The sequence below is a fragment of the Enterovibrio gelatinilyticus genome (assembly GCF_028683095.1).
Taxonomy (GTDB): domain Bacteria; phylum Pseudomonadota; class Gammaproteobacteria; order Enterobacterales; family Vibrionaceae; genus Enterovibrio; species Enterovibrio gelatinilyticus.
In genome coordinates this window covers 296,356-315,491 of sequence record NZ_JAJUBC010000001.1, presented here as the reverse complement: position 1 = coordinate 315,491, position 19,136 = coordinate 296,356, and the positions used below count along the sequence as shown (strand labels likewise).

Below are 19,136 nucleotides of genomic sequence, written 5' to 3'. Positions count from 1 at the left end.
GGCCCCTTTTTAGTGGTGATCGACAGTTGGGTCGTCCAATAGCGTTGGCGTGTTCTCTACAACATCTGTCGCTGCTGCCTTTTGGAAGAGCTCTTTCGTATTGTCATCACCAAACACGCCGTTTTTGATCATTCCGTTTTCATCGACAATGTCTTGTAACGACACGTCCTGAAGAATGATCTCTTGGTTCCACGCATGGTCACCATCTGTGTCTACCCTGAGCACCAATGAGCCGTCTTGCTCGAACATATCAACATCTGCTTCGCTAAGAAGGTTGTCTTCGTGGTCTGTCACTAAGTCAGATAGGTCAAGATGAGATTCACCCACCGTGAAGTCAGTTACCGTGTCAGACCAAGGTTGGTCATCAACGTTATCGCTGTTCCAGACAAGTTCACTGTTATCTAAGCCACTGATACTGTGCTCCTCGACCAAACCAGCAATATTTGTTTCTTCCTCTCCAGTTTGCTGGGTGGCAAACCAGACGTCCGCAGCTGCGCGCTCTTCACCGTCGGTAGTGGTGTAGGTGGATGTTTTACCTATGGTGTTATTGTTCTGTGTGTCGTCGGTGGTTTGAGCATCAAGACTAATCGAAGCGACTCCAGCCTCTTCCAAACTTAGAAGTTCTCCTTCGTCGGTTTTGCCATCCATGTTTGTATCAACCCAGACACCGAGTTCCGAGTAGATTGTGTCGTTTTGATCAATGATGCCGTCTGCATTGGTGTCATGCTGGGCTAATGCTTCGTAACCATCTGCTGCATTGGTTCCATCTTGGAGCTCGGTGTTCGACCCAAAGAGTTCCGAACCGTCGTTGATTTCACCGTCTTTATTGATGTCACGGACCAGTAAACCATCTCCTCCTGAGACCCAACCAGTGTTAACGGCCTGTCCATCTCCGTCATAGTCGAAGTTGACTGGATTTTCAGTTACATCAGAGGTCTCTATTCCGTCGCCGTCCAGATCAAGAACGATAGGGGTGATGCTGGGAGTGATTTCGATATTGTTTTTAGAGTTTCCGCTAGATTCGCCTTGGGCAGAGAGTGTGCCTGCTGAGGTGTAATAGTCCACGCCGCTTTCATGGAAGAAGCCATCACTATCGGCATAGACCACTTTTTCACTTCCATCAGGACCGTTGAGAGTGACCTTTTCATTGGGATGCCATCGGTTACCCATGACATGTTGGACTCCATCTGCGTCAATATGCCAATGCACAAAACCTGAATTAAGGCCACTTGTATCGATGTCATAAGATTCAACGATAACGACGGTGTCTTCAGCTTGACCGCTTTGAATGTTGGTTTCTGATGCAATGGGTTCCGCCCTGACGATGAGTGTCTCTGCACTTTCCGCTTTAGAGTCATTGATGGGCTGGGTTCTTACGTTAAGTTCAGTTTGAAATGCTGATAAGGTAAGTTCACTTCCGTTTTTGAAATTTGCCCACGTTGACCCCGTCCAATATTCATATTTGCCTAGATCTTCATTACTGACGTCGTAGCCAACTCCCAGAAGCAGTGAGACCTTGACCTTTGTGGGCTCAGTGACGGCGTCACTGAGACTTATTGTAAATGTTGCCCAAAATGACTCACCGACTTCGTTATCGGTGTTTGTGTTCACGACAGAAAGTGTGGGTTTGTTTGCGTCACCGGCAATGGTCACTGTCGCTGTGTCAGAGTCGCCATTATCACTTTGAACCTGATAGTCAAAGTCAATCTGTCCATAAAAGTTACTGTCTGGAACAAAGCTCATGCTGCCATCGCCAGCAATGACGACTGAGCCATTATCTACGGCAATATTTTGTGCGCCTCCAGTTAAGGCGACGCCATTGATTTGTGTGACTTCGAGACCGCTATCTGATGACGTATCATTGCTGATCAAGTCGAGAGCAACAGATCCTCCATTATTCAGTGTGTAGTCGTCATTCACTGCATCGACGGCATCTGGTGTTACGTTCAAGTTGACAGTGGCCGTGTCGGTTCCACCTTCTCCATCACTGACGGTATAGGTAAAGCTTGCTGGCCCGCTGTAATCAGCCGTTGGGGTAAAGGTGATGGTGCCATCGCCATTGAGAGTGACAGTGCCGTTTTCGGGGGCTTGAACTGAAACAACAGTAAGTGTATCGCCTTCGAGATCGGTATCATTCAGTAACAGATCGGACACATTAATCACTAGGGCAGTGTCTTCATCGGTGGTGATCGCTTCGGCTGCGGTGACGACCAAGTCATAGTCCGCGGCAACCGCGCCCACTAGCGTCACATTTACCCATTCATTTGCCGGAACCTGACTGCCGCTTGGGTAGGCAGTACCGTTTGCGTACAAGGTTCCCGTGCTATAGGTGACTGTGTATGTACCCGAACTAATCACTGTATCTGTGGCGACAGTGAAGTCACCAGAACTGCCATCGGGGTAGGTGACGACTTTACTGCCATTCTCATCTACATGACCGATATATGTTGTGTAATCACCGCCATTGGCGTCAGAATCCGTTCCTAGAAACGAGATCGCGTAGGCACCGTTATCTCCAATAGGGATAATGTCAAAATTCAGGTCATTCTCGTTCACTTTCTGGCCGGTGAACGTCAATTCTGACCCATCTTTTGTCCCATCCGCATTGTACTTCTGGGTATGTACGTCGTAGTTTCCGCTTCCGTTAATGCTCGACCAAACAATGACATAGTCGCCATCATCACCAACACCAACCACTTTTGCTGGGCCATGGCCGCCTGGGGCGTGGAACTTCTCGGTGGGTAAGTCTTTCACGCCGTTTGCATCAAAGTGCTGGATGTAGGTGTACCACTCACCGCTTTCAATGCCACGCCACACGACAACAAATTCGCCGTCCGTCCCTATATTGGTGATGGATGGCATGTCGTTGCCAGTGGTGCCAGCTAAATTCAAGGTCTGGGTTGAACCGGCAATGGGCGCGTTAGTGGTCGCATCAATCAGTGTGAGTGTTACGACACCACCGCTTGACCCAACAACCGCATAGTTGTCGTCGCCAGTGCTGACGATATTAGTTTCTTGATCTGCATTACCGTTAGTGCCGCCAATGTTTAGTGTTTGAGTGCTGCCAATTTTGCTGCCAGTGGAAGAAAACATGGCGGTGTTGGTCGCGGTTGCCGTTGAACCTTGGCTCCAAGAAACGACATAGTTACCGTTGTCGAGAACCGTGATTTCAGGATTAGATACAATGGGATAGCCATTGCTGTTGGCGGAAACGGAGCCGACGACTTGCGCTGAGCCAACTTTGTCGCCGGAACTGTCTAGCACTTGCATGTACAAGGTAAAGTTATCTACCCAGACCAGCATACTGTTATCTTCTGAATGCTCAGAGGTGACACATCTGAGCGCCGATGTACCTAGATCGATTTCTGGTCCTGTGGTCGCACCGCCATGTGCGCTGGGGTCTGCGTATACCACTTGGGCATAGGAGTGGGTATTCAATGTCGCGCTATTATTGTATCCCGTCCAGGTGACTAATAGATCACCGTCGTCATTAAGTTGGGTTACCTGAGGAGACTCGATTTTTTGTCTAGAGCCCAACTGAACCTGATCGCCTTGCAATGAGCCATCTGCATTAAAACTCTGCAAGAAGACTTTATTATCACCGCTATAGCTGCCATTCCATCCTCTCCATACGACGGTATAGCTGCCATCCGCTTTGGTTGTGGTTAGATAAGCGGAGTCTTCGACTGCATTTGAGCCATTAGATTCAACCCTCGTCGTATCGTTGGCTGGACCTGAATACCCAGTGGTATAGGCACCGGCGTCCGTCAATATGGTTGTGTCATCAACAGCATCTGGACCATCATTAACGCTGTTAACCGTGATGTTCACACTGGCCGTATCGCTAGAACCATCACTATCTTTGACCTGATAATTAAAACTGACTGAACCAAAATAATTTGCGTCCGGTTTAAAGCTCATACTGCCGTCAGCATCTATCACAACGGTGCCGTTGCTCACGGCGATATTTTCAGCGCTACCAGTGAGTGCAATGCCGTTGATGTGTGTTATTTCAAGCCCATCATCAGGGGCTTGATCATTCCCCAGAAGGTTTAGAACAAGCGTATCGTCCTCGTTCATTGAATAAGTGTCATCTACAGCATCTACTGAATCATCAACGGCTGTGACGGTAATGCCAACAGTGGCGGTGTCACCGGAATTGGTCGTGTAGGTCACATCTGGAACGGTACCGTTCCAATCAGTTTCAGGTGTAAAGCTGTAGCTTCCGTTGGCATTTAATGCGAATGATCCCATGCCTGAAATAACGGCGGTTTGACCTGCGGTATAAACGGTTGAAGAACCTGTTACCAGAAAGCTGGTGACACTGGAGTTGCCAAGATCATTGGTGAGTACATTGCCATTTAGTGCAACGTCTTCTTGTGTAGACGAAGCGTCGTTGCTCGCTTGTGTCGCGAGGGCAGAATCAGTACCAGAACTTGAAACATTTCCAGCAGAGTCTGTTTGTGTAGCATTGACGGAAATACTGTCTCCAGCAGCGACCACCTCGTTCCAGGAAATGGTGCCATTGTTATAGCTATAATCGGATGCGGCTGAGCCATCTTCATGTTGCAAGGAACCGCTAACGAGTTTGAGGTTTTCGGTTCGAACGACGCCGTCATTATTGACAACGACCGTGACTAAACCGCCAGTCGAAAAATCCCCATGGTCAACGGAGACTGTCAGCTGAACATCATCACTCCCATGTTCTTGGCTATTGACTAAACCATCGTTGTTTGCGTCGTCAGTAATAGTAACTGTGGGTGTCGCGGATGACGTTGTATCAACCGTGATGTCAAAGCTTGAGCTAGATGCCGAGGTGTTACCCGCGGAGTCAGTCACAGTGGTGGTAATCGTGTAATCGCCTTCGTCAGGCAATTGCCCGCTGGTGGCCCCTAAATCTTCTGGCGAAACGGTAATAGAGACACTGTCGCCGCCTGTCCAGCCATTTGGGACGGTTGCGGTGACCGTGGTGGTGTCCCCGTCAGGTTGCGTGACGGTAAGAGTGATGGTGTCGCCGGGTTTTGTGCCTGTCGGTGGCGTCACTTGGACATCGATGCCGTTAGAGACATCGTTCTCGCCGACGCCGCCGGAGGCTTCAGGGATCGCCACGAGTGGCAGTTCATCGGTGCCACCCACGCCCGTGCCTTCACCGGGGGCAGTGGTATCAACGGTGAAATCGGAATCTGTGCTAGATGCTGATGTATTTCCCGCCGAATCCGTGACGGTGGCAGTAATCGTGTAATCACCTTCGTCAGGCAATTGCCCGCTGGTGGCCCCTAAATCTTCTGGCGAAACGGTAACTGACACACTACTCCCGCCAGCCCAGCCATTCGGGACGGTGGCAATTACTTGAGTCATATCCCCATCGGGTTGTGTCACCGTGACAGTGATCGTATCGCCGGGTTTTGTGCCTGTGGGAGGGGTCACTTGGACGTCGATGCCATTAGAGACTTCGTTTTCGCCGACGCCGCCGGAGGCTTCGGGGATAGCCACAAGAGGCAGTTCATCGGTGCCGCCCACGCCCGTGCCTTCACCGGGGGCAGTGGTATCAATGGTGAAATCGGAATCTGTGCTAGATGCCGATGTATTTCCCGCAGAATCCGTGACGGTGGCGGAAATCGTGTAATCGCCTTCGTCAGGTAATTGACCGCTGCTGGCCCCTAAATCTTCTGGCGAAACGGTGACAGACACACTGGTGCCGCTTGTCCAGCCATTTGGAACGGTCGCAGTGACCGAGGTGATATCACCATCGGGTTGCGTGACCGTGACAGTGATAGTGTCGCCGGGCTCGGTACCTGTGGGGGGCGTTATTTGTACTTCAACGCCGTCAGAGACTTCAGCCTCGCCGATACCGCCGGTGGATTCGAGGATCGCAACCAAAGGCAGTTCATCGGTACCGCCCACGCCCGTGCCTTCACCGGGTGCGGTTGTGTCAATGGTGAAATCAGCATCGGTGCTAGACGCCGATGTATTTCCCGCCGAATCCGTGACGGTGGCGATAATCGTGTAACCACCTTCGTCAGGCAATTGTCCGCTGCTTGCCCCTAAGTCTTCTGGCGAAACAGTCACAGAGACACTGGTGCCGCCTGTCCAGCCATTTGGGACGGTCGCAGTGACTGCGGAGGTATCGCCATCGGGTTGCGTGACCGTGACCGTGATCTTATCGCCGGGTTCGGTCCCTGTGGGGGGCGTGACTTGTACCTCAATACCATCAGAGACCTCGTTCTCGCCGACGCCGCCGGAGGCTTCAGGGATCGCCACGAGTGGTAATTCATCGGTGCCGCCCACGCCCGTGCCTTCACCAGGGGCCGTGGTATCAATGCTGAAGTCAGCGTTGGCGCTGGGTGCCGAGGTGTTTCCCGCCGAATCCGTGACGGTGGCGGTAATGGTGTAGTCACCCTCATCAGGCAAACGACGTCTGCCGCCGCCTAATGCCTCAGGAGAGACGATGATAGGCACACTGCTGCCACTTATCCAACCGTTCGGGACGGTAGCGGTGACTGAGGTGGTATCGCCATCGGGTTGTGTGACCGTGAGGGTGATGGTGTCGCCGGGTTTTGTGCCTGTGGGCGGGGTGACCTGTACTTCAATTCCGTCTGAGACCTCTGTCTCGCCGACACCGCCGATGGCTTCAGGGATCGCTATGAGAGGCAAATCATCAGTGCCGCCCGAGCCAGTGCCTTCACCGGGGGCGGTAGTATCAATAATTCCTGAAGCAGATGCCACAACACGGCTACCTTGAGAATCAACAAGGGATGCAGTAATTGAGAACTGTCCGTCAGTTAAACCTTGAGGAACATCTACAGAGAAACTACCACTAGCTTGAACGATTGCAGTGATAGTTTGGATATTTCCATCCGCATCAGTAATAGTTATTTGGACACTGGAACCGGATGGTTGATTAGTCGTACCGGTTATTGTTGGCGTGCTGTCTTTTGTCAGCGCATCAACTGAAACATCTAGTTCTGGTTTAACGAAGAAGTTTGAAGTCTGTTGTTCTTGTGTGTTTGCTGCGGTCTCATCACCATCATAAGCCTTGGTATCATAACCAGCACTGGCAATGGTTTCGTTAGCATCCCGGCTAAGAGCATAAAAGCCATGCGTCCCCGTGCTCGTTACTGTCATCCCTGATGCTGTTGTATTCTCGTCAGTTTGAGTTGGGTCTTGTCCACTAATGATTGACTCGATAATTTGAGCGATATCCTGATCGCCGACATTGAGGGAATTATCTGAGCTAAGTACGTCGCTTAAAGTATGTATATCGCTATTGCTATAGATGAATGGTCTTCCGTTGTCATCCTGAAAAGCAATGATAGTGTCACTTTCTACGTTAAGTATTTGACCCTTATTGAGGTGTTTACCGACTTCAACTTCAACTTTTGTTGAGAGTTGATTGAGAGAAGCTGCGCCACTGACAAATAGGACATTTGCACCAAATGGAAGTTTGACTTCGCTCATAGTCGTATTTCTCCAAACTAAGCACAAAAATAAGAATGAATATTAAAAGTTGTAAAAATGTTAATTATTAGAGTCATTAGTAAGAGTAGTGCATGCGTTGACATACGAACAAGAACAGTAGAAGCAATTCATAAAACGAGAGTTCAACTTAAGATTTTGTAGAGCGGTGTGAGCAGAGGAGAAAAGTGAGAGGGTGTTGTTAGTCAAGAAAGATGAAAGCTTTTACAGATGATTTTTTAAAGTAACATCATGAAATATTGAGAAGTTAATGGTGACGTCAAAGGGGAAGCGCTAAGAGTCTTTGTGTTGACCAGAGCCATCATGGTCGAAGTGAATTTACGTGCCGATAAATAAGTATCACGTCAATGTTATTAAACATTGACGCTAAGGCGTCAGTTTCAACTTGCTGTGCCAAGGGTTAATGTGAGCTATTTAGCAATATACTCACTACGTTGGAAGGGTTGCCACGTATCAAGCGATTGTTTTTCTGGGGTGAATACCTCTACGGTCAGCGGATAGCACTGCGCGTCATCACTGGAATGGGTGCTGCTGCAATCTCCCCCTGGACATGCTGAAAGTGCTCCAAGCAAATCGGTTTCGGCAAAGAACTCAATATAATCTCCTTTGCGCGCTGGGCTGGCTTTCATAAAATATTGGTGCGAATCCTTGGTAAAACCCGTACACATAAACACATTTAATACATCATGAATGTGTGTTTCTGCGTCTTTTTGGCTGATGCCTCGTTTATCCGCCAGTGCACGGGTGAGGTTAGAGTGGCAGCAATGATGGTAGTTTTCTCCATGGAGCCGATTGTGCGTGTAGGGGTCGCAACGCGTTCCAATCACATCATGTATGCCCGCGCCATCATCATCCCATCCATACCAACTCAATGAATCATCCGTAATCGTTGCTATTGGCCGTAAATAAGGCATGTTGCTCCACAATCTGTCACCGGTGGTTAGATGGGTGGCATGCAGTTGTCGGGTTTTTCCACTGAAAAAGTGTTCACTGAGATCATCTCGTTGCCAGAGATTCAAATCCCCAACTTGTGAGCCGTGCTGGCAGGATATACGGAAAAAACACCCCTCGGGAACGACAAAGCAGCGTGCCTCTCTTGGTGGGATCTCTAGTAAAACAGTGCGAGTGGCTGAAACTCTCGCTGTGTGATAAAAATTGACATCAAAGGGAGGCAGAGAACTTGTGGCGTAACAGATAACGGGTTTAGCAGCGCGGCGTTCGTGTGCATCCGTTGGTGAAACATTCGCAGTACCATCACTTTCTCTGTTTTTCGTCATGTTGTTTCCTCTATGTCATCACTATGAAGTAAGTATATCCGGCCTCTTCAATTGTGAGGTTTCATAAGCGAGTCATAGGGCCCATATCCAATCAACGTGAAGCTGTCAGATATAGAAATGAACGCTCCAAAAATCCAGACTATTTTTATTGGTCGTGGAGTTTGGGTTGCATGGTGTTTACCATGCAACCAAGATTTGGCGCGTGTACTAGAAGGCATTGGAAATTTCATCCAACGACCTGCAATTTTAGATTCTTACTGGTAAAGGGGTTTTTTGAGTGAGAAAAACAGACAAGAAAATAGATAACTCGCTTAGGGAAGTACTGACGGAGGTATGTGACATTGCTCAGCAACAACATGAAGGCTTTGAATGGCTTACGCATTTTGCTAACTATGATAGTTTTCCCATTTCTCTCAATATAGTGGTCGTTTTTGATTCCAATGCGCATTTAGCCAATGCAGACACCGATGTGCTGCTAGCGTTCATCAAAGAAAAGCTCAACGTTATAGATATCAAATTGAAAGACTTCACGCGACATGTCACCTTCGACACAGAGGAGAGGTGCAACGTTGAAAACAACGGTAAATGGAACGACCGCTTTCAGAAGCGCGGCTTGAATTAATGCCTGATTCAGGCTTTTTTACCAAATGTTAGAAGATACTTTTTGCCAGATGCCATGACAGTGCGACGCTAAGAAATTAAGGTGACCACGTTCATGCTGGTCATTTTGCTCCTTGAGGCCTAACATGCAGATAGCATTTTTGATTGGTTTATCAAAAGCGTTCTGAACACAGCCCGAGCTATCCCATCGTGTTGGATTTCTTAGGTCATTGTCATTGTTGATAGGGAGAAGAACTTTGGCGATCTTGGCGTGTTTGTTCTTGGGCAATAAACAGAAAATGGTGCGGGTATGGTGATAGACAATCTTTATATCTATCTTGGTACAGTCTGCCTTATCGGGGTAGTTGTTATCTGGTGGGCGGCTACTGCGCTACTAAAATCAAAATCAAACCGTGAAAAAAGGCTCCGGCGTCTTAAGAACTTTAATAGCGTCCAGACTACATCTCCGAAAGTACCGGGAAAGCCTGAAGAAATTGATGCAGCGGTAGAGAAAATTGAGAATCGTTTTTCCATTATCAGCAAGATAGCCTTTTTCTTCATCTTTGTTGTGTTTGGTATTGCGTTATCGTTTCCTTTTCTAAACTCGATACCTGCTGCTTTGGTTTCTATTGTTGTTGCTGTTTCTACCACGGTTCTGGGGTTTGCAGCTAAGCCTGTTATTGAAAATATTATTGCTGGTGTGGTTCTATCTCTTTCTAAGGCAATTCGGGTAGGGGATACCGTTGTGGTTGACAATCAATATGGTACGGTTGAGGACATCAGCTTAAACCACACGATAATCAAGCTATGGAACTGGAAGCGCCTGATCATTCCCAGCAACAAAATGCTGTCACTTGAGTTGGAAAGCTTCACTTACAACGATCCCTATATCTGGGTTCACGTAGAGTTTTATACTTCTTACGAAAATGATTTAGAGCAAGTACGACAGATGGCGATTGAGGCAGTGGAAGACAGTCAGCATTTTATTTCTCAGGATGCGCCTGCATTCTGGGTCATGGACCTCGAGAAAGATGCCTATCAATGCTGGGTGGCGGGTTGGACCAATTCAGCTTCAAGAGCTTGGAATCTTGCCAGTGATATTCGTACGGGAATCGCAATACGCTTTCAGGCAGCGGGAATTAAGGCACACAATTTTCAGGTTAAGATGGCGCCACATGAGGGGCATGCCGAGCATGAATCCAAGATCCACGCGCTAAACGGTTCTTGATGTTTCCTCAGACGGTTTAGGTGTTGTCTTTCATTGATTGAATGACAAACTAACGCCATGGATATAAAACGTAATTGTAATGTAACTCTTTAATATGAAAGTCTACATTCACTTGCGAGCATTCTATAAATTTACGGTCGGCTATTGCCGATCGCTTATGTCATCTATCTAAAGCGATTTACGCTTTGGTGCCGGCTTGCTCACTCTTGTGCTTTCCGTTGGCTTTGGTGATTGAGACGCCGGTGCATCATCAACTCCTCGTTAGAGAGTGTCGAGCCTTGGACCGAATGTTCGCTTTCAACCCCTACTGATCGGCCCTAAAAATTTCATTTTGATTTCCGCATGAATATGTTCTTGTGATTTCAGTCACAAAAATTTACCATCTCGCCCCCTTATAAATGCAGACCCCAAATCAAATGAATGTTTCACAGTCTATGTTAGCGGTAATCACAAACGACTACGTCTTAGCCTGCAGTATGCTCGCTGGCTTTGTTGCTATCACTTACCTAACGTTAAGCTACGCGCGTGTTAGCTATATGCCAAAAAACCCACAGTGGGTGATGTCTTTAATCATCTTTGTGGCAGTTTCTGGCATTTCGGCTCCCCTTTATGTGGAACTGCACGTCAAAGAGCAAAGTGCAATCAATACTCAGCAAGGACCAATCGACAACTACTGATTTTTGCCACACTGTTATTTACCGTTGCCGATGAGATTAGCGGACAAACTTATCGGCTATAACCAGTCAATTCAGCAACTTCTCGTAAGATGACTCTTCCTCTTTCTGTAGTTATTCACTTTCTGATACCGTTCTGTATGGGGTGCTGGTTTTTGCTTTTCCTAGTGGAATAAAACCCGAAACAGATCTCGGTCTTCATTTTTTGCCTTATATAAAATAATGCTCTCTATTTTCTTTAGAGCGAAACATTATACCCAAACAACCTGAAGATGCAGGATTCAGGTCTATTGGGTATGACACATATGATGCATAATAATTAATATGGAATGATCATGTGATGTGATTATATATTTAATATGTTTTCATGAATGGTTAATGCTTCCCCTGTGTGATGTATTTATTATGTCTTTGGGCTGTTTGGGTTAGAAATTTTCATTAGCGTACTCGAGTCGCTATGAGAGAAAGGCTTATCATAAATATTGAGACTTGTAGTTTGTGTGTATCGAAGAATATCTTTCTCGGAAAAGTCTAACACCATTGTAAAATCAGATGTTGTTGCATTCTCAAACATATACTGGCTTTGCGCCATTCCCTCTTTGGCTGTGGAAAACTGAATATGATTCCCAGCATCTCCTTGAGTCACAATGCACACTGCGCGTGGTACACAAAATGAGTTGTAAACGACCTGATTCACTTTGTCATAAATCAAGTAGCCACGCTGGTCATGGAACTTGGCATTATCTTCTTTTTTGAATACCTCTTGCTCGTAGTAAAGCGAGACTAGGTACTGGTCGCTTGCATTTGTTGCATCTGCAGCAGCGGTAAATGTGATGGTTTCATAGAAAGGCTTCACCGACGGGCCACCTTTACCTTGCTTGGTGCCTTCTTGCCCTGGGGCGACATCAACGCCACCTGAGTCGACACTCTTCCATGTTCCAACCAAACCAGCCAAAGGCCCAAAATCTAATCCGTTGATAATGGTCGACTCTTCAGCCACAGAGAGTGATGGAAGAGCCATTAAAGCAGCAGACAGACAAATTTTCTTGATCATGTTTTTTCCTTTTTAGTGTATTTATGTGCTTGGTGAAAAGGAAATGTTGATTGGTGTTTTTATTTCGATGCGTAATATAATTTCTGAAATTAAGTGTATTTGCGTGAAGTGAGTTTGGCGCAATGGAAACCAAATGTAATTTATTGTTTTGTTATCGCAATGCGGGTCACTCTGTTTGCTTTATATGTACTTTACGAATAATGCATTTATTTAACGCGATTTATTTGCAGCCTGTTGTTCTTTTTTTTAATTCCATACCCATACCCTTGCCATATCTCGTACCTGCTCGAGATAGTCAAACAAGTAAGCGTTCAATAACTCTCTACGGTATGACCCATTGAGGCATTCGATAAAACCACTTTGTTTCGTGCTCCTTTGAGAGCATCTAATGACATCGAACATGGCTTTGATGATGGGAGTGTTGTGGGGGAGGGTGTTACTGAGTCGGAGTTTTTGCTTGGGCGCTGTGTTCATCCGCAGGCCTGTTTATTGGCCTGCGGACGGACTGATAGTCTGTTTGCTCAATTGACTCATCTACGATATTTGCCAGAGCAAAAAGCGTTGTCCTGACTACACGTATTTTAATTCAATCTCTTTGCGCAGTTTATAAGCGGCGGTCGTCATATCGATATCCACATCATCCCATTTCACTGGCTGGCCTTCCTGAACTGTATTCTTCAGGATGACATTATGCGCAAGACCCAACGGCAAATATCGGTTTTCAACGGAGATGGACGCTGGGCGTAATCCTCCCGAAACGGTGTAACCGCCTTCACCATCAAGTGTTTCGCCTGCCGCGAGGTTTCTTTTTGCAATAGCGACAACGTCTGCTCTAAATGATGTGGCAAAGCCAGTCGCCTCTCTACGTAGCCCAACAGATGCGACCGAGATGGCGAGTTCAAGCCCGATCAAATGCCAGCGTTTATGGTTCACCATGTACCTGCCGGATGGATCGGTGACCACTTTATATTCTTCAAAACAGTTCTTGTGGTAATCCGTGTCTGCTTCGATACATACCCAAACACCTTTTCGAATGTCATTTGGGATTTGTTTTCCGTCTAATGTTAGACAAGACACAACTTCCACCATTCCTGCGCGTTCGAGAACGCCGCCTAGCTCTTTAGGGCGCATGAGGGTAGGGATGTCATCGACGGAGCCAGGGGGGAAGAGCAGTCCGTTCGTCGGAACATCCAGTCCTGTGCCATTTGCAATGGCTGCCGATTCAATAGCAGGTTTTGAACCATCCAGAAATGCATTGAACATTTTTGGGTTCAAACGACCGCGTTTTGCCTGTTCTGCGGTCAACCCCCAATGGTCCCAAACCGTGTCGGGCGTAGAATGGCGATAATGAGGTAACCATTTATGACCACGTCCTGCCGCAACCACCTTAAATCCGCTGGCGCGGGCCCAGTCTACCAACTCACACGCTAATGCGGGTTGATCACCATAAGCCATACTGTAGATAACGCCTGCTTCCTTGGCTTTTAATGCCAGCCCATAACCACAAAAGGCATCAGCTTCAACCGTTACATTGATGACATGTTTATTTTGACGAAAAGCGCCAAGACAGTGCTCGACAGCGGCCATTGGATTGCCTGTCGCTTCAATGATTATTTCAATCTCAGGCTGCTCGATCAGGCTACGCCAATCATCGGTGACATGCGTCGACCTTTTGTTGACGGCCTCGTCTAAAGTCGCTGCAGCATAGGATTCTTTCGGCCAGCCAACGAGTTCGAGATTTGATTGAACAGCGCTTGGTGATAAGTCTGCAATACCAACAACGTGAATACCAGGCAAGCGAGCGACTTGCGATAAAAACATGGTCCCGAATTTACCGCCCCCGATCAGTCCGACCTTAATGGGAGTGCCTTCTTGTTCACGCTGCTTGAGTTTGGCGAAAAGGTTCATCTTAGTTTCCTAGAAAATTATATGTTGAGGACGGCATCAGGAATCAGCTGATGTATGACGAAGGAAATCAAAATCACAACCATCCGGGGCTTGTAAAACCGTTTTGCTATATAGCGCCCGGTAGCCGCGTTCAGGCATCTTCAGGGGTTCTTTGTTTTTCAAACGCATCTCTATTGTCTTGTCATCGACCAATAGCTCTATTCGCTTTTTGCTCACGGAAAATTGAATGCGATCGCCGTTTTCAACTGCCGCTAATGGGCCGCCAATACCGGCTTCAGGTGAGATATGAAGAAGAATGGTGCCGAATGCGGTTCCTGACATGCGCGCATCGGATAGGCGCACCATGTCTTTCACGCCTTGTTGAGCAAGCTTCTTTGGAATGGGGAGATATCCGGCTTCGGGCATGCCAGCAGCGACTGGGCCTGCGTTTTTCAACACCAGAATATCGTTGGCTTCTACATCAAGATCAGGGTCATCGATGCGGTTTGCTAGGTCTTCTAAATTTTCAAACACCACGGCTCGACCTTCAACTTCAAACAGTTCAGGCGTGGCTGCAGCACGTTTGAATATCGCGCCGTCTGGGGCGATGTTACCTTTCACCGAAATCAATCCGCCCACGTTGGAGACCGGATCATCGAGTGACTTGATATAGGTTCGATCAACCCAATCCATCGGCTCTTCAAGGATCTCTCCCAGGGTTTGCCCGAGAACGTTAATGGTATCAAGGTGAAGCAGGTGCTTAATCTCGTGTAACACGGCGCGAAGGCCACCCGCAGCATAGAAATCTTCCATGTAACCTTCACCAACGGGTTTTAAATTCACCAGAACTGGGGTTTCATCAGAAATTTCATTGAGTCGCTCATCAGAGATTTTGATACCCAATCGACCTGCGACAGCCGTTAAATGAACGATCGCATTGGTTGAGCCGCTGATGGCCATGAGGACGCGAAAGGCGTTCTCAACCGATTTTTCAGTAATGATTTCACTAGGAAGAATCTGGTTATCAATAAGTTGGACGATGGCGTGACCGCTTGCTTCAGCGGCGACCAAACGTTCTGAATGCACCGATGGAATCGCCGCAGTATCGGGCAGAGACATCCCCAGCGTTTCTGCTATACAGGCCATTGTACTGGCGGTACCCATGACTCCACAGGTGCCAGAGGTCGTTGATAATTTGCCTTCAATTTCAGTGATCTCGGCCGTATCAATCTCGTTAGCGCGGTATTTCCCCCAAAAGCGACGGCAATCTGTACAGGCCCCTAAACGCTCCCCTCGATGGCGACCCGTAGACATTGGCCCCGTCACGAGTTGAATCGTTGGAATATCAGCGGAAGCTGCCCCCATTAATTGGGCAGGTACGGTTTTGTCACATCCGCCGATCATCACCACTGCGTCCATAGGCTGAGCACGCACCATTTCTTCTGTGTCCATTGCCATCAGGTTGCGATAAACCATGCTGGTGGGGCTGAGAAAAACTTCACCGAGTGAGATGGTAGGGAATGGGCGAGGAAGGGCACCTGCCGCGAGAATGCCTCTTGATACGGCATCTACGAGTTCAGGCATGCCTCTATGGCAGCTATTAAAACCCGAAGGTGTCATTGCGATGCCGACAATGGGCTTATCCAGCATTTCTTTCGAAATACCCATTGAACGCGCAAAAGACTTACGCAAATAGGTCGCGAACTCTTTGTCACCGTAGTTGGTTAGGTTGCGTTTTAATCCACGTTCTTTTGTCATTTAGAATCTCCTTCCGTATTGTCGGAGCGAAATTTGACATTGAGCAGGTCTTCGAAGACGCGGATCATTGCGCCTTTATCTTTTGCGCCATGTCCGTTAAGTAATGCCATTTGATACGTTGCTGTTGCAGCCGATAAGACAGGTGTTGGTATTTGATGTTGTGCCGATACTTCAGCCCCACTGATCAAGTCTTTGTAGGCATGCTCTAAGGGGTATCCTTTATCAAAGATCCCTTTTAAGACATTGGGAATGAAGAATTCTGACGCATAGCTTCGTCCGGTTCCGCTATTAACAACATCCCCGACTTTGGTTGGGTCAAGCCCAAGCTTGACCGCCAGCGGCAGGATCTCGGCCAAGGCTGCGGCGTTGATATCAAAGAGCAGCTGATTAATCAGTTTGGTGAGTTGCCCACTACCAATCGGGCCCATATACAGGATTTTTGATGCCATGCTGGAAAAAAGCGGGTTGAGATCCTCAACCAAGCTTTGGTCGCCGCCACACATGACGGTTAGGGTGCCATCTTCAGCGCGTGCTCTCATACCGGATACGGGCGCATCCACAAACTTCACATCAAGTGAAGCAAGCTTCTCTGAAATAGAAATCGTCGTGCTGTATTCGACGGTGCTGGTATCAACAACAACCGTTCCCGGACGTAAAACGTCAGCCAATCCATCTGCGCCAAAAAGAACCTGTTCGACGACGTTCGCGCTAGGTAAACACAAGAAAATAACGTCTGCTTCTGCGACGTCCTGCAAATTTTCCGTAGTGACCACCCCAGATACTGCGAGAGACTGACGAACGGATTTATTTCGACAGTATGCAATTACCTCAACGCTTGAAGCCAGATTGACAGCCATAGGGCCACCCATTTGACCAACGCCCACAAAACCAGCTTTCATCAATACACCTCTGTCCTTGTCATTGTTATCTATGACTTGATCATAATGGGTAAGGAATGACTCCCGAAGCGTTCAATAACGATGCCCCCGTTACCGAAATACGTTGCCGCTATTGTTAGCGCAAGATCTCGATGTGAGTGCAAGATCTTGATGTGACTGCCAGGTCTTGGTGTGAGCGCTAGATTTTGGGTGCGACAAAACCATGGCATACAGACGATGTTCGCTGTGGTGAACATCGTCTGTATACGTCCGTTTCAAGGTTAGAAAAGCGCGCCTGAGAGCCGGGAAACCGGCATAGTGAGAAGAAATAAAATCGGATGCGTTTCGAAGGCGAAGGGTTGCCTGTCAGCGCATCTGGCGTCTACCTCAGCCGACTACTTGAACCTTTCATGGGAAAGAGGTATCTCAGTCCCGAGAGGCTCAAAAAACGATCAACAGAGAGTTTCCGTGGCCTCTTCGTTCGCGATGTTTTCGGCTGGCGCAAGAGGCGTTAACCCTCTAATCATATCGGAAGCCTTTTCTGCGATCATGAGTGTCGCCGCGTTGGTATTTGCCGAAGGCATCGATGGCATAATGGAGGCGTCAACGACGCGCAACCCATCAAGCCCATGGACGCGCAGTTGAGCGTCGACGACGGCTTCGGGATCCGAATCAGGCCCCATGCGTGCCGTGCCAATGAGGTGATAGACCGTGGTACCGTTTTTGCGTGCAAAATCTAGGAGTTCCTCGTCTGTCTGCACATCATCACCCGGCGCAGTCTCATGGTCAAAGTAGGGCGCAAGAGTAGAAGTACGCATTAGTCGTCGTGCGAGGCGCATTCCTGCAAGCAACACTTGCTGATCTTTCTCGTTAGCCAAATAATTGGGCTGCACAATGGGGGTGTCGAATGGGTTCGAAGAACGGGCGCGAACGAAACCTGTGCTTTCTGGTCGCTCTTGCCACACTCCCGTTGTCATCCCTGGCTTTTTATCGAGCAAACCCACCACGCCCTCACGGAAACTTGCTGGCGAGAACACAAACTGCAAGTCGGGTTTGTCCATTGTCTCATCCGACTTCCAGAAAGCATGGGCAAGAGAAGGGCTGACCGCCAATAGGCTGGGTTTACGGAGCAACCAGCGGCCAATTTCCAGCAGCAGTCGTGGGCCTTGTGCCATACTGTTTATCGTGCGGATACCTTTTACACGTGACACCATGCGTACCCCATAATGATCACGTAAATTATTGCCGACACCCGGTAAATCATGGACCACAGGAACACCGAGCTCAGCCAGTAGTTTAGCGTCGCCGACACCCGATATTTGTAACAATTTCGCGGTATTGATGGTTCCTGCAGAAACGATAACCTCGCGACGAGCCATGACGTTGTGCGCCTTCCCGGAGGGGCCACCTTTCATGTAGCTTACGCCCACCGCACGCTTACCTTCGAAAAGAATCGCTGTCGCTTGGGCGTTGGTGCGCACCTCTACGCTAGGCCGTTTTTTAGCTGTTCCCAGAAAGGCACGAGCCGATGAAATACGAAAGCCTTTGTTGATACAGCGTTGGTAATATCCGACACCGTCTTGCCGTGCGCCGTTATAGTCTGGATTTTCGGGGATCCCAAGTTCTTGCGCGCCTTTTACGAACGCTTCAGACACGGGATGATGCCAATCAAGGTCGGTGATTGATAGCTCACCGTCAAGCCCTCGGTATCGTTTGTCAGCCTTACCTATTTTGTGCTCTGAACGGCGAAAGTAGGGAAGTACTTCGTTGTAGGACCAACCCGGATTTCCAAGCGCTGCCCAATGGTCGAAGTCTGCACGTTGTCCTCGGTTATGATTCAGGCCGTTAATGGAACTCGAACCTCCAAGCACTCGCCCCTGAGGCAGAGAAAATCGACGCCCCGCCGTGCCTGCACTGGCCTCCGCCTCAAAACCCCAAGTCAGTGTTTTCGAATAGACATTCTTTATATAGCCGGCAGGGATGTGGATTAATGGATTGATATCACTAGGTCCGGCCTCAAGGAGACAAACGCTAGCGCCATTCTCGCTAAGGCGATTGGTGAGCAGCGCTCCAGCTGTTCCGCCGCCAATGATGACGTAATCAAAAATTTCTTTAACGAGGGGCATATGAGATCTACCTAACTGTGTGAGTAATTGGAAAGGGTCTACGTCGAACGTATTTGATTTTTAATTAAGAATTGCAAACTTTTCTTCCCTTCACCACTTCCCAATAAAGAGGTTGGACATATCGGATCGCGAACGCAGCATGGTCGAGTGGGACGGTCGCCCTTACTCACTCTGTGCT

10 protein-coding genes and 1 pseudogene are annotated in these 19,136 nt (G+C 48.2%); 3 read left to right on the top strand and 8 right to left on the bottom strand.

Annotated elements, in window-relative coordinates:
- Nucleotides 1–9: 9 nt before the first annotated feature.
- Complete coding sequence (locus LRP50_RS01340) at nt 10–7,458, bottom strand: Ig-like domain-containing protein (protein WP_274162715.1); 7,449 nt, start codon at nt 7,456–7,458, stop codon at nt 10–12.
- A gap of 428 nt (nt 7,459–7,886) precedes the next feature.
- Nucleotides 7,887–8,753, bottom strand: a complete 867-nt coding sequence (locus tag LRP50_RS01335) for an urea carboxylase-associated family protein (protein WP_274162714.1) — start codon at nt 8,751–8,753, stop codon at nt 7,887–7,889.
- A 277-nt stretch (nt 8,754–9,030) separates the two neighbouring features.
- On the opposite strand from LRP50_RS01335, the gene LRP50_RS01330 reads away from it, so the two are divergent.
- From LRP50_RS01330 to LRP50_RS01320, 3 genes are all read left to right on the top strand, one after another.
- Nucleotides 9,031–9,375, top strand: a complete 345-nt coding sequence (locus LRP50_RS01330; protein WP_274162713.1) for a hypothetical protein — start codon at nt 9,031–9,033, stop codon at nt 9,373–9,375.
- Between the two features lie 288 nt (nt 9,376–9,663).
- Nucleotides 9,664–10,581, top strand: a complete 918-nt coding sequence (locus tag LRP50_RS01325; protein ID WP_274162712.1) for a mechanosensitive ion channel family protein — start codon at nt 9,664–9,666, stop codon at nt 10,579–10,581.
- Between the two features lie 434 nt (nt 10,582–11,015).
- On the top strand, nt 11,016–11,258 hold the full coding sequence (locus LRP50_RS01320; protein WP_274162711.1) for a hypothetical protein: 243 nt from the start codon (nt 11,016–11,018) through the stop codon (nt 11,256–11,258).
- A gap of 400 nt (nt 11,259–11,658) precedes the next feature.
- Here LRP50_RS01320 and LRP50_RS01315 read toward each other — a convergent pair whose 3' ends face one another.
- The 6 genes and pseudogenes from LRP50_RS01315 to LRP50_RS01295 all read right to left on the bottom strand — a co-directional run bounded on the left by LRP50_RS01315 (nt 11,659) and on the right by LRP50_RS01295 (nt 18,958).
- Nucleotides 11,659–12,306: a heme-binding beta-barrel domain-containing protein gene (locus LRP50_RS01315; RefSeq protein WP_420791165.1), complete on the bottom strand. Its 648-nt coding sequence runs from the start codon at nt 12,304–12,306 to the stop codon at nt 11,659–11,661.
- A 255-nt stretch (nt 12,307–12,561) separates the two neighbouring features.
- Nucleotides 12,562–12,675: pseudogene (locus LRP50_RS25685) on the bottom strand (integrase core domain-containing protein); the annotation flags it as partial.
- 204 nt (nt 12,676–12,879) lie between these two features.
- Nucleotides 12,880–14,217 carry an NAD(P)H-dependent oxidoreductase gene (locus LRP50_RS01310; RefSeq protein ID WP_274162710.1) on the bottom strand — a complete coding sequence of 446 codons (1,338 nt, stop codon included), beginning with the start codon at nt 14,215–14,217 and terminating at the stop codon, nt 12,880–12,882.
- A 36-nt stretch (nt 14,218–14,253) separates the two neighbouring features.
- The gene (locus LRP50_RS01305) at nt 14,254–15,954 is read right to left on the bottom strand and encodes a dihydroxy-acid dehydratase (protein ID WP_274162709.1); all 1,701 of its coding nucleotides are present in this window, start codon (nt 15,952–15,954) and stop codon (nt 14,254–14,256) included.
- A complete protein-coding gene (locus tag LRP50_RS01300) occupies nt 15,951–16,853 on the bottom strand; it encodes an NAD(P)-dependent oxidoreductase (RefSeq protein ID WP_274162708.1) in 903 nt (300 codons plus the stop codon). The genes LRP50_RS01305 and LRP50_RS01300 overlap by 4 nt, the downstream gene beginning before the upstream one ends.
- 431 nt (nt 16,854–17,284) lie before the next feature.
- On the bottom strand, nt 17,285–18,958 hold the full coding sequence (locus LRP50_RS01295; protein ID WP_274162707.1) for a GMC family oxidoreductase: 1,674 nt from the start codon (nt 18,956–18,958) through the stop codon (nt 17,285–17,287).
- Nucleotides 18,959–19,136: the final 178 nt, after the last annotated feature.